Origin of the sequence: Rathayibacter sp. VKM Ac-2835 (assembly GCF_013266705.1) — a bacterium.
Classification (GTDB): domain Bacteria; phylum Actinomycetota; class Actinomycetes; order Actinomycetales; family Microbacteriaceae; genus Rathayibacter.
In genome coordinates this window covers 1,654,705-1,667,170 of record NZ_JABSNQ010000001.1, presented here as the reverse complement: position 1 = coordinate 1,667,170, position 12,466 = coordinate 1,654,705, and the positions used below count along the sequence as shown (strand labels likewise).

Below are 12,466 nucleotides of genomic sequence, written 5' to 3'. Positions count from 1 at the left end.
TGCAGACTCACGTCCTGACGCCGGTGGATCTCGATACGCCCGCTGCGCGGGCTACTCGATCAGCATGGAGCGCCCCGACAGCCGCGCGTCCTTCCAGCGCAGGTCCTTCCACCGCAGCGCCGGCCGCTCGACCAGCCACCACGACGCCACCGCGAGCAGGAGCGTCACCGCCACGACGAGCGCCAGGTTCGTCGCCGTCGGCCGCCGCCCCAGCACCTCCAGCACCAGCTGCTGCACCGGATAGCTCCACAGGTACAGCCCGTAGGAGAAGTCGCCGAACCGCGCCGCCCGCCGCAGCACCGGCAGCGATCCGGTGCCGACGACGATCACGAGCACCGGCAGCGCGATCCGCAGCGCCACCTGCTGCAGCGGAGTCCCGGCCGCGAGGAGCAGCACCGCGAGCGCCACGACGCCGGCCGGCCAGCGCAGCCACGCGGCCGGTACCAGCAGCCGCACCGCCGCGGCCGCCGCGAAGAACGCGCACAGCTCCGCGGAGGATCCGAGCGCTCCGCCCAGCCCCGTCACCACCCCCAGCCCCACGAGCGCCACCACCGCCAGCACCCCGCGAGTCCGCCCCGTCCCCGGCACCCACCGCAGCGCCAGCACCCCGAGGTAGCAGCAGAACTCCACTCCGAGCGTCCAGAGCGACCCGTTCACCGCCGGCCGCGCGTGCACCGCCGAGTCGAAGACGCCCGGCAGCTCGTACTGCGCCAGCAGCGGCACGTTGAGCGCGTAGGTCCAGGTCTGCGGCGAGGAGAAGTACGCCCCGACCGGCAGCGACGTCACCAGCGGCCCGAGCACGAGCATGCTCACCGCGACCACGACGATCAGCGCCGGGAAGATCCGCAGCACGCGGTGCCAGAGGAACCGCCCCGCGGTCGGCGCCCGTTCCATGCTCCCCGCGATCAGGAACCCGCTGACGCAGAAGAACACCGAGACGCCGAGCGAGTGCACGGGCAGCCCGAGCAGCCGCGGCGCCGGCTCGCCCAGCAGCACGGCGCCGTGCCCGACGACGACCATCAGCGCGGCGGCCAGCCGCAGGGCGTCGAAGTCGTTGCCGCGCGCAGTCACGCCCTCACCGTAGAGGGCGCGCGCGTCAGTCGAAGCGCATCCCCTCCGGCCGCGGCGGCAGCACGAACAGGATCAGCAGGAACACGGCGCCCGCGATCGGGATGAACAGCGCGAAGATCCACATCCCGCTGCGGTTCACGTCGTGCAGCCGCCGCCAGATCAGCGCGAGCGAGGGCACCAGCGTGGCGAGCGCGATCGCCCCGGCGAGCACGGCGATCCAGGGCGTGTCGAAGTCGAGCTCACCCGAGCGGAACGGCGTGAACGAGAGCTGCACGCCCGGCCCTGCGCCGTCGAGCAGTCGCAGCACCACGTTCACCAGGGTCACCGCGAGGACGACCCACCAGTACTCCGCGCGGCTCGCCCTGCCGCGGAAGCGCGCGTACTGCGTGAAGAAGCGGCGGATCGCGGCGACCGGGGGAGCGCCGTAGTACGGCTGGCCGGGAACGGGGATCGTGCTCTGACTCATGCGCTTCACGCTATCCCGCACTCGTCGGGCAGATCGTCGTCCGTCCGGAGGAGGCGCCTCGCCCTAGCGGACCGCCGCAGCCTGCTCGCGCCGCACCGCCGCCGACGAGCGCGCCTCCACGATCAGGCTCACGACGAGCCCGACCGCGATCATCACGATCGCGACCCACGGCAGCAGGTCGAGTCCCGCCGCGTCGATGGTCAGCCCGCCGACGATCGCGCCGCCGCCGATGCCGATGTTGAACGCCGTGGTCTGCAGCGCGGCGGCGAGGCTGCGCAGCTGGAACGAGGAGGTGCGCAGCATCCGCGTCTGCAGCATCGCCGGGATGCCGCCGAACGCGATGTTCCAGACGATCGCCGCGACGACGATCGCGACCGTGGCCTGCGAGCCGGCGGCCAGCCCGAGCGCGACCAGCGCGAGCACCACGGCGATCGCCGCGACCACGAAGCCGGAGCGCGGGAAGCGGTCGGTCGCGAAGCCGGCGAGCACGAGGCCCACCGCGCCCGCCCCGCCGAACGCGAAGAGGAGGAGGGGGACGCTGTCGGGGGAGAAGGACGCGTTCTCGAGCCACGGCGTGACGTAGGTCGAGAGCGTGTTCTGGCCGATCAGCACCAGCAGGATGACGACGCAGACGCCGATGATGCGCGGCAGGCTGCGGTCCTTGCGGGCGGGCAGCCGGATCTCGCCGGTGCGCAGCGGGATGCTGTGGTCGACCGCGGGCAGGAACTTCACCACGAGCAGTGCCAGCAGCAGCACGATCGCACCGAGGATCGCGAACGTCGGCCGCCAGCCGAACGCGTGGCCGAGCGCGGTGCCCACCGGCACGCCGAGGACGAAGGCCGCCGAGCCGCCGCCGGCCGTGATCGCGGTCGCCCGGCCGAGGTGCTCCGGAGCGACGAGGTGCGCCGAATAGGCGGCGACGATCGCCCAGAACAGCCCGTGCGCGAGCCCGCCGAGGATGCGCGCGCCGACCAGCAGCGCGAAGGTCGGCGCGAGAGCGGCCAGCACGTTCGCGACCGCGATCGTGCCCAGCGCGACCAGGAGCAGGCTCTTCCGCGAGAACCGCTGCGTCACGAGCGTCAGCGGGGTCGTCGCGATGACGACGGTCGCCGCGAAGATCGTCACCAGCTGCCCGGTCAGCGGGATGCTGACGCCCAGGTCGCGCGACATGTCCGGGATGAGGCCGGTCGGCAGGAACTCGCTGGTGACCGACACGAAGACGGCCCCGGCGAGCGTGAGCAGCCCGATCCAGGGGAAGGCGGCGGTGCTCGCGGTCGTGCTGGTGCTGGTGCTCTTGCTGGTGCGCTGAGGGGTGTTCACGGTGTCCTGAGGGAGGAGGGGCGGGCGGCGACCATCAAGCCTCGCACGCCCGCGCCCCCCTCAGGTGTTCGGGGGGTTACTTCGCGACGGTGCTCACTTGACGACGGTCTTGCCCGCGCTCGTCCTGCTCAGCGTCGTGTAGCCCGCCTTCGTGCCGGTGACCGTCACCGTGATCGCCTTGCCCGCGTCCGCCGACACCGTCTTGTAGGTCGCCGACGTCGCGCCCGAGATCGCCGTGCCGCCGCGCTTCCACTGGTAGCTCAGCGTGACGGGCGCGGGCGACCAGGTGCCGGGAACCGCGGTGAGGGTCTGGCCGACCTTCGCCGTTCCGGTGATCGTCGGGGTCGCGCCGGTGAGGACGCCGCCGGTGACGAGCGCCGTGGTGGCGCTGGTCTTGGTGGCGGGCGAGTAGCCGGTCTTGGTGGAGGTGACGCTCACGGTGACGGTCGCGCCGGCGTCCGAGGCCTTGAGCACGTAGGTCTTCGCGGTGGCGCCGGAGATGTACGTGCCGCCGTTCTTCTTCCACTGGTAGGTCAGCGTGGTGCCGGCGTCCCAGGTCCCCGGGTTCGCGGTGAGGGTCGAGCCGACCTTCGTGGTGCCGGTGATCGTCGGCGTCGGCATGAGCGTCTGCAGCGCCGCCTTCGCGGTGACCGCGGCGCTGGTCTTGGTGACCGCGGTGTAGCCGGACTTGGTGCCGGTCACGGCGACGGTGATCGCCGCTCCCGTGTCGGCAGCGGCGAGCGTGTATGTCGTCGCGGTGGCGCCGCTGATCGCGGTGCCGTTCCGCTGCCACTGGTAGGCGAGCGTCACGGGCGAGGGCGTCCAGGTGCCGGGGACGGCGGTCAGCTTCTGCCCGACGGTCGCGGTGCCGGTGATGGTCGGCGTCGCTCCCGTGATGACCGCGCCGTTGGTGACGGCGGCCGTCGTCGCACTGGTCTTGGTCGCGGGGGAGTAGCCGGTCTTGGTGCCGGTGACGCTCACGGTCAGCGTCGCTCCGGCATCGGAGGCCTTGAGGACGTACGTCTTCGCGGTGGCGCCGGAGATGTACGTGCCGCCGTTCTTCTTCCACTGGTAGCTCAGCGTCACGCCGGAGTCCCAGGTCCCCGGATTCGCGGTGAGCGTCGAGCCGACGGTGGTGCTGCCGGTGATCGTGGGCGTCGGCATCAGCGTCTGCAGCGGCAGCCCGACCTGGATGGCCGAGCTCGTGCGGGTCGCGGTCGTGTACCCGTACTTGGTGCCGATGACGCTGACGGTGAGCGCGGTCCCCGAGTCGGCGGAGGTGACGACGTAGCTGCTCCCCGTGGCGCCCGCGATCGCGGTCCCGTTGCGCTTCCACTGGTACGCGAGGTCGACGGGCGCGGGACCCCAGTTGCCCGGGTTCGCGGTGAGCGTCCCGCCGATCGCGGCGGACCCGGTGACGGTCGGGACGGAGTTGGTCAGCGAACCCGCGGTGACAGTGACGGCAGCGCTGGTTCGCGCGGCCGTCGCGTAGCCGGCCTTGGTGCCGGTGACCTGCACGGTGATCGCGTTTCCGAGATCCCACTGCGAGACGACGTACTGAGGGCCGGTCGCGTCGCTGATCGGCGAGCCGTTTCTCAGCCACTGGTAGCTCAGCGTCACCGGCTGCGGCCCCCACGTGCCGGGCACGGCGGTCAGAGTGTCGCCGACCGCTCCTGAGCCGGAGACGGTCGGCGTCGGTGCAGTGAGTGTGCCGATGGCGGCCAGCTTCAGGATGAAGTCGCCTTCGAAGAAGCTGTAATTCCCTACCTGGATGAAGTAGGTCCTTCCGGCAGTGGCGGCGAACTCGACGTTGGCACGGTCCGGGTCGTGTTCGGAGTACCCGGGCTCGGCCAAGGCGTCTCCGCAGCCGAGCTGGCGCCCCGGCGTCACTCCATCGGAGTCGTAGACGGCGACGTTCATCGGAGCGAAGCTTTCGCCGACATCGGCGAGCACGCTTCCGGTCGTTGTCGCGCGGTACTTGTACCAGACCGAGCCCAAGAACGGGTTGTAGTCGCACCCGGTATAGGGCTGGTACCAGTTGCTGTCGACCTTGAGAGTCGACCCCTGCACTGTCGCGGGGAGCGTCGAGATCGCCGGAGCCGACGGGTACGTGGTCCCGAGAACAGGGGCGCTTGCGGAGAGGGAGAACTGGGCCGTTCCGGACAGAGTGCTGGACCAGGACATGTCGGAGCTGACCTGGAAGTAATAGGTGCGGCCGGCTTCCGCCTGCACGAAGTTCTGGTCGCGATAACCCTCCTCCACGCAGCTGATCCGAGTGGCATCGGTCGTCGGACCCTCTGCGAAGGCACTGACGATCGACGGAGACCCGGGCGAGGTCCCGCTGAACGTCAGAGTCTGCCGCGTGGTCGACGTGTACTTGAACCAGATCGAGCCGTCTCCCCCTTCGAAGTACTCGGAGTAGTCCGGATCGGTCGTCCGGCAGGTCGAGTCCTCGCCTTCCGACAGGGTCGCCCCGATGTAGGGAACGCCGTACGCGGAGTAGGGCAGGCTCGTGACGACTGTCGCGTTCTCGCGCAGGTCGTTCGCGGGCGGAGTCGCGGCGACCAGCGCTCGCGGCTCCACTGCCTGCGGTGCGGCCTGCCGGGCGGCCGGCGCGTCCGTGTGCCACTGGCCGGAGGTCTCCGAGACCGGCGCGGCCGACGGCGCCGCCTCCGCGGCCGCGGCAGCCGGGGCGACGAGCAGCCCGAAGCCGACCGCGAGGGCGGTGGCGAGGGCAAGGACCCGCGAGCGGGCAGGACGGTGTTCGGGCATGACGACTCCAGGACGAGCGGCGATCGGGTGCGGTGCTGCGCCTGCGGGACCCGAGCGCGGCAGAACCGCGTCCGTCGAGAAGGCTCCTCAGTGTGATGAGATTCACAGGGAGCGGATACCACCCGTTCGGGGCGGTCTGGAGAGAACTACTCAGCCGGGCGCACGGCTCGGCCGAGAGCCGGCCGCTACTGCAGCGGGTACGCGCGCCCGTTCACCAGCAGCGTGTCGCCCGCGGCGCTGTCCGGCCCGAGGTGGTCCTCGAGTGACGCGGCGGCCGTGTCGGCGGCGGCGCCCGGGGCGGCCACTCCGGTCGAGAGCAGCAGGCCGCAGGCCAGCGCGGTGATCACGGTGGTGCGGTTGCTCGGCATGCGGTTCATCGGCGTCGTCCTTGGCGTCGTGGGGGTCGCCGCCCCCGGGGTGTGGGAGCGGTTTCAGAACGCTCCGAGCCTACGGCTCCGACCCGATGCCCCGCCTGGCACCTTTCTGGGGTTCCCCTGTGCGCCTCGGCACCGGGCTCCGCCGGAGCCGACTCTCGGCGGAGGTGCACCGCGATGGGGTGGGTCTCGATGTGCCCTGCGGGCTACTCGACCAGCATGCGTGAGCCCATGCCGAAGCGCCCGACGCGCTCTGCGCGAGCTGCATGCTGATCGAGTAGCCCGCATCGCGGGCGTATCGAGATCCACTACCGTCAGAACGGCGGCGGTGTGTCGACGAAGTGCGGTCGCGACCGCAGGTCCGGCGGCCTTCCCGGCAGCGGGGGCGGCCGGTTGCTCACACGCCGGCCGGTCGGGGTCGTCCACACGATCGCCCCGCCGTCGCCCTTCGCGTATGTCCATCGGTCGCCGTGCCGGAGGTGATGATGCGAGGTGCAGAGCGAGACGAGGTTCTCGAGCGAGGTCTCGCCGCCGTTGCGCCACTCGAGCGTGTGGTCGGCTTCGCTGCGCGCGGCGGTGCGCAGGCAGCCCGCGAAGCGGCAGGTCTGATCCCGCAACTGCAGATGCAGCCGCATGCGTGACGGCGGGAGGCGCTGCGTCCGGCCGACGGAGACGACGGCACCGGTGTCCCGTTCGGTGAGCACGCGGGTGAACGACGCTGCCGTGCGGATCAGCTCCCGCGCGACGTCGGCAGGGACGGGGCCGTAGCCGTCCAACTCCGCGTGCTCGTCGTCGAGATCCACGGCCGTGGACGCCGCGAGCGTGAGCCGCACCTCCGCCCGGACACCGGGAACGAACGAGGGATCGGGACGATCCGCCGCGTCGGGAGTTGTGCCGAAGACATCGCCGTCGCAGAGCAGGTCGACGGCGACGTCCGCGCGGAGCTGCGCGAGCGTGCGCACATCACCCGCGTCACGGAGGGACCGAGCCATCCGATCGGCACGGTCGTAGGCGCCCATCACGGCCGGTGCCGGCCCGTACACGCAGAGCGTCGCCATCCCGTCCACGTCGGGTGTCACCCACACTGCGCGGTCCACTCGGGCTCGGGCATGACGCTCTGAGAGAGACTCCTGGTGCAGTTCCTCCCGCCACCGGCGCAGGGCACGGCGCAGTTGGGTGAGCGTCATCGCCGGCGCTGCCTCCGCGACGCGCTCGTCCAGCCCGGCGCGGGATCCCTCGGGCAGGGTGCTCGCGGTCGCGCAGATCGCCTCCCCTTCCTCCCAGTGCAGGCGCGCCTGCGCGAGCAGCGCCCGCGTGAGCGGCAGGTGCTCGAAGAGCAGCTGCGCGTTCTCGAGGCGCCGGGTGATCACCTGCTCCGGCAGGCCCTCGGCGACGGCGAGTTCGGCGCGGATGGAGCGCTCGACGAGGTCGCGGGTCTCGCTGCGGGTCGCGCCGCGGGCGAAGGCGTCCGGGTGGGCGAGGGCGGTGCGGTGGAAGTCGTAGAGATAGCGGGCCTCGGCGAGACGCGGCTGGGCGGCGGCACGGGCGTTCGCGGCGGCACGGTCGCTGAGCCCGCGCAGGTGCGAGAGCACCTCTTCCGTGGATCCGAACTCCGTCATACAAGTATTGAAGCAGGGACCACCGACACGGAGTCCGGCTCGAGGGTGCAGCGGGACGATCGGGGGCCGAATCGGGGCTGTGGAGGAGGCACTGCGCCGACGGGGCAGGTCTCGATACGGCTGCGGGGCTACTCGACCAGCATGAAGCGGGGCACCCTCGGCCTGGCGGTGGCGGGGTCTCGATACGCCCTGCGGGGCTACTCGACCAGCATGAACGGGACGCCGCCGCGTCCTCTCCCTCTCTACCGAGACGCGGAGCGGCGTCGCCGGCGGAGGCGCCTTGCGCGCTGCTCGACCAGCAGGAGAGAGGTGCGGGTCCTTCCTTTCCTCGTCGCCGGACGGAAAGGCTGCCGCGCGCACGCCCGTCGTAGGCTGGCCGGATGACGTCCCGGGTGCGCCTCCTGCTGGCCTCGTCGCATCCCGGGCCGACCGTCACCGTGACCGTGCTGGCCACCGTGCTCGCCGCCGCGTCCGGGCATCCGCTCGGGATCGTCGTCCTCGTGGCGCTCGCCGTCCTCGCCGGGCAGCTGTCGATCGGCCTGGCCAACGACTGGATCGACGCCGATCGCGACCGCGCCGTCGGCCGGACCGACAAGCCCGTCGCGCTCGGCCGGATCAGCGTCGGCGAGGTCCGCGCCGCCGCGCTCGGCACCGCCGCCGTCGCCGTCGTGCTCTCGCTCCTGCTCGGGCCGGTCGCCGCCGTCGCGCACCTCGTGCTCGTCGCCGCGGGCTGGGCCTACGACGCCGGGCTCAAGCGCACCGCGTTCTCGGTCGTGCCGTTCCTCGTCGCCTTCGGGCTGCTCCCCGTCGTCTCCGTCGCGGCGGGCGGCGGGCAGCTGCCGGCCTGGTGGGCGATCGCCACGGGCGCGGTCTTCGGCGTCGCGATCCACTGCACCAACGTGCTGCCCGACCTCGTCGACGACGAGGCGACCGGCGTCCGCGGCTTCCCGCACCGCCTCGGGCTGCGCCTCTCCGGCGTCGTCGCGTTCGGCTCGCTGATGCTCGGCGCGGTGCTCGTGCTGCTCGGCCAGGTCGTCGGCGACGATCCGGTCGGCGGCCCCGGAGTCGTCCTCGCCGTCGTCGCGACGCTCGCGGTCCTCGTCCTCGCGGCCGCCGGCATCCGCCTGGTGCTCACCGGCCCGCCCACCCGCACGTTGTTCCGCCTGGTGATCGCCTCGTCGCTCGTCCTCGTCGTCGAGCTCGGCCTGGCGGGCGCGCGACTGGTCGCCTGAGCGGCGGCCCTCGCAGCACAGGCCCTCGCAGCACCGGCCCTCGCCTCGGCGGGTCCCACAACCAGCGGCCCTACGACCAGCGCATCGAGTACACCCGCGCCAGCACGTCCGAGGTCGGCAGCGCCAGCAGCGCCCGCAGCAGTCCCTCGCGGCCGAGCAGCCCCGCCCCGCCGGTCGGCCGCCCCGCCGCCATGTTCAGCTCGGCCTGCCGCGCCGCGCGCCGCGCCGCCCGTGTCCGCCGCCGCGCGAAGGCGGGGAACGGTCCGGCCGCACCGCTGCGCACGGCGTCCGCGAGCAGCGGCGCCAGTTCGGCGGCATCCAGCCAGCCCAGATTCATCCCCTGCCCGCCGATCGGGCTGATCTCGTGCGCCGCGTCCCCGATCAGCACCACCCTGCCCACGCCGATCCGCTCCGCCGCGCGTCGCCGCACCTGGAAGCCGCTGAGCATCGTGCAGGTCGCCGGGTCGGGCTCCGCGCCGGTGCGCGCCCGCACCACGGTGCTGAGCGCCAGGGCCGCGACCGGATCGGGCGCCGCATCCGGCCGCCACGCGGGCGCCACAAGGTCGTCACCCGCGAGCGCCACATAGCGCCGCCGCCCGCCCGGCAGCGGGAACGACTCGATCACGCCGTCCGGCCCGACGTCGACGAGCGCCGACGAGGCCCGCGCGGCCGGCTCCGGATCGGCGAAGTCGCCCATCACGTAGGAGTCCGGGTAGTCGCGGCCCGTGCTGCGGATCCCGAGCAGCTCGCGCACCGCGCTGCGCGCCCCGTCCGCGCCGACGACGAAGGCGGCGCGCACCGTCACGGGAGCGCCGTGCTCGGCGGTCCCGGTGGCATCGACGTGGTCGCGCCCGCGGGCGAGCCCGATGAGCGTCACGCCCGAGCGCAGTGCGCCGGGCGCCGCAGCGCTCAGCCGGTCGCGCAGGATCGACTCGGTCCGGTGCTGATCGAGGGTGACGACGTACGGATGCGTGCGCGAGGCCCGCGCGAACGACAGCGCCCCGAGAACCCGGCGCCGGCTGATCGCGACGCCCTCGGCGACCCGGACGCCCTCGGCGAGGATCCGCTCGGTCGCGCCGACCTCGGCCATCGCGTCGAGCGAGGGCGGATGGATGCCGATCGCCCGCGAGCCGGCGGGCACCGCGGTCCGCCGCTCCCAGACCTGCACGTCGACCCCGCGGCGGGCGAGCAGCGCGCCCAGCAGCACGCCGACCGGTCCGCCGCCGACGATCAGCACATCGGTCCGCTGCAGGCTCATCCCCCCATGCAAGCAGACGCGCGAGAGCGACAGGCCGGGGGAGAACGTCACCGCCCCGAAACAGCCCCGGCATCTGCGCTCCCTAGCCTGGCCACGGTCTCCGCGGTCGGCGCGGAGCACGACGACGCTGAACGGGGCACACATGAGTGGGAACACGGTCCGCCGCGACGCGATCAAGGACGTCGAAGCCTACGTACCGCCCGCGGTCGTCTTCGATCAGACCGAGGCTCCGGGCGAGATCTTCGGCTCGAACGTCTTCAGCACGATCGTGATGCGGCAGCGTCTGCCGAAGTCGGTCTTCAAGTCGGTCATGGCCACCATCGAGCACGGCGCCGTGCTCGACCCGCTGGTCGCCGACGCCGTCGCCTCGGCGATGAAGGACTGGGCCCTCGAGAAGGGCGCCACCCACTACGCGCACGTCTTCTACCCGCTCACCGGCCTCACCGCCGAGAAGCACGACAGCTTCTTCGAGCCGGTCGGCGACGGCTCCGCGCTGGCCGAGTTCGCCGGCAAGACCCTGGTCCAGGGCGAGCCCGACGCCTCGAGCTTCCCCAACGGCGGGCTCCGCAACACCTTCGAGGCCCGCGGCTACACCGGCTGGGACGTCACCAGCCCGGCCTACGTGCTCGAGAACCCGAACGGCAACACGCTCTGCATCCCGACCGTCTTCGTCTCGATGACCGGCGAGGCCCTCGACCACAAGACGCCGCTGCTGCGCTCGCAGCAGGCGATGGGCGAGCACGCCGTCCGCATCCTGAAGCTCTTCGGGCACGTCGCGCCGAAGCCCGTCGTCTCGTTCTGCGGACCGGAGCAGGAGTACTTCCTGATCGACCGGCACTTCTTCCTCGCCCGCCCCGACCTGCTGAACGCCGGCCGCACCCTCTTCGGCACCAAGCCGCCCAAGGGCCAGGAGTTCGACGACCACTACTTCGGCGCCATCCCGGAGCGCGTGCTCGGCTTCATGATGGACACCGAGCGCGAGCTGTTCAAGCTCGGCATCCCCGCGAAGACCCGGCACAACGAGGTCGCGCCGGGGCAGTTCGAGATCGCGCCGATGTTCGAGCGCGGCAACATCGCCGCCGACCACCAGCAGCTCCTGATGACCACGTTCAAGTCGGTCGCGAAGAAGCACGGGATGGAGTGCCTCTTCCATGAGAAGCCCTTCCTCGGCGTCAACGGCTCGGGCAAGCACGTCAACTTCTCGCTCGGCAACAGCGAGCTCGGCTCGCTCCTCGTCCCCGGCGACACCCCGCACGAGAACGCGCAGTTCCTGGTCTTCTGCGCCGCGGTGATCCGCGCGGTGCACCGCTACGGCGGGCTGCTGCGCGCCTCCGTCGCCTCCGCCTCGAACGACCACCGCCTCGGCGCCAACGAGGCCCCGCCCGCGATCATCTCGATCTTCCTCGGCGACCAGCTCGCCGATGTCTTCGAGCAGCTCGCGAAGGGCCCGGCGACCTCGTCGAAGGGGCGCGGCGCGATGCAGATCGGCGTCGACACCCTGCCGATCCTCCCGACCGATCCGGGCGACCGCAATCGCACCAGCCCGTTCGCCTTCACCGGCAACCGCTTCGAGTTCCGCGCGCCGGGCTCGATGCAGTCGGTCGCCGGCCCGATGGTGACGATCGCCACGATCATGGCGGAGTCGCTCGACTTCGCCGCGACCGAGCTCGAGACGGCGGTCGCCGCCGGCACCGACTTCGACACCGCGGTGCAGGACCTCCTGACCGCGATCATCACCGAGCACGGCGCGGTCGTCTTCAACGGCGACGGCTACGCGGACGCCTGGCCGATCGAGGCCGAGAAGCGCGGCCTCGCGAACCTGCGCACGACGCTCGACGCCCTGCCCGAGCTGATCACCGACTCCGCCCTCGAGCTCTTCGAGAAGTACAAGGTCTTCAACCACCGCGAGATGCACAGCCGCTACGAGATCGGCCTCGAGCAGTACGCACTGTCGGTCGGTGTCGAGGCGCGGTTGACGCTCGAGATGGGCACGACCTCGATCCTGCCGGCCGCCGTGCGGCACCAGACCGAGGTCGCGCTGAACGTCGGCGCACTGAAGTCCGCGGGAGTGGAGCCTGATCTCGCGCCGCTGCACGAGGTGGGCGCGCCGATCGCCGACCTGCGCACGGCGCTCGCCGGGCTGAAGGACGCGCTCGCCGCGGAGCCGGGCCACACGGCCCTCGACGAGGCGGAGCACGCCCGTGCCGCGCTGATCCCGGCGATGGCGGCGGTCCGCGAGGCGGCCGACACGATCGAGAGCGTCATCGCCGACGACCTGTGGCCGCTGCCGACCTACCAGGAGATGCTCTTCATCCTGTAGCCGGGCCCGGCCGATCGCCTCGCCCTGCTCGCCG

General features: G+C 72.2%; 9 protein-coding genes. 2 read left to right on the top strand and 7 right to left on the bottom strand.

Going from position 1 to position 12,466, the window contains the following annotated elements:
- Positions 1-51: 51 nt before the first annotated feature.
- The 6 genes from HRK28_RS07805 to HRK28_RS07780 all read right to left on the bottom strand — a co-directional run bounded on the left by HRK28_RS07805 (position 52) and on the right by HRK28_RS07780 (position 7,622).
- Entirely contained in the window at positions 52-1,071 is a 1,020-nt protein-coding gene (locus HRK28_RS07805) for an acyltransferase (RefSeq protein ID WP_173250915.1), read from the bottom strand.
- A gap of 25 nt (positions 1,072-1,096) precedes the next feature.
- A complete protein-coding gene (locus HRK28_RS07800) occupies positions 1,097-1,537 on the bottom strand; it encodes a DUF805 domain-containing protein (protein WP_173250914.1) in 441 nt (146 codons plus the stop codon).
- A gap of 63 nt (positions 1,538-1,600) precedes the next feature.
- On the bottom strand, positions 1,601-2,857 hold the full coding sequence (locus HRK28_RS07795) for an MFS transporter (RefSeq protein ID WP_173250913.1): 1,257 nt from the start codon (positions 2,855-2,857) through the stop codon (positions 1,601-1,603).
- 93 nt (positions 2,858-2,950) lie between these two features.
- Positions 2,951-5,629, bottom strand: coding sequence for a hypothetical protein (locus HRK28_RS07790; protein WP_173250912.1), 2,679 nt, complete (start codon positions 5,627-5,629; stop codon positions 2,951-2,953).
- Positions 5,630-5,814: 185 nt separating this feature from the next.
- A complete protein-coding gene (locus tag HRK28_RS07785; protein ID WP_173250911.1) occupies positions 5,815-6,006 on the bottom strand; it encodes a hypothetical protein in 192 nt (63 codons plus the stop codon).
- Positions 6,007-6,317: 311 nt separating this feature from the next.
- Entirely contained in the window at positions 6,318-7,622 is a 1,305-nt protein-coding gene (locus HRK28_RS07780) for an HNH endonuclease signature motif containing protein (protein ID WP_173250910.1), read from the bottom strand.
- A 380-nt stretch (positions 7,623-8,002) separates the two neighbouring features.
- Between HRK28_RS07780 and HRK28_RS07775 the strand changes: the two genes are divergently transcribed.
- A complete protein-coding gene (locus HRK28_RS07775; RefSeq protein ID WP_173250909.1) occupies positions 8,003-8,854 on the top strand; it encodes a UbiA family prenyltransferase in 852 nt (283 codons plus the stop codon).
- Positions 8,855-8,924: 70 nt separating this feature from the next.
- Here the strand turns inward: HRK28_RS07775 and HRK28_RS07770 are convergent, their stop codons facing one another.
- On the bottom strand, positions 8,925-10,112 hold the full coding sequence (locus HRK28_RS07770; protein WP_254304506.1) for an NAD(P)/FAD-dependent oxidoreductase: 1,188 nt from the start codon (positions 10,110-10,112) through the stop codon (positions 8,925-8,927).
- Positions 10,113-10,254: 142 nt separating this feature from the next.
- On the opposite strand from HRK28_RS07770, the gene HRK28_RS07765 reads away from it, so the two are divergent.
- Positions 10,255-12,432: a glutamine synthetase III gene (locus HRK28_RS07765; protein ID WP_173250908.1), complete on the top strand. Its 2,178-nt coding sequence runs from the start codon at positions 10,255-10,257 to the stop codon at positions 12,430-12,432.
- The last annotated feature ends 34 nt before the right edge of the window (positions 12,433-12,466 follow it).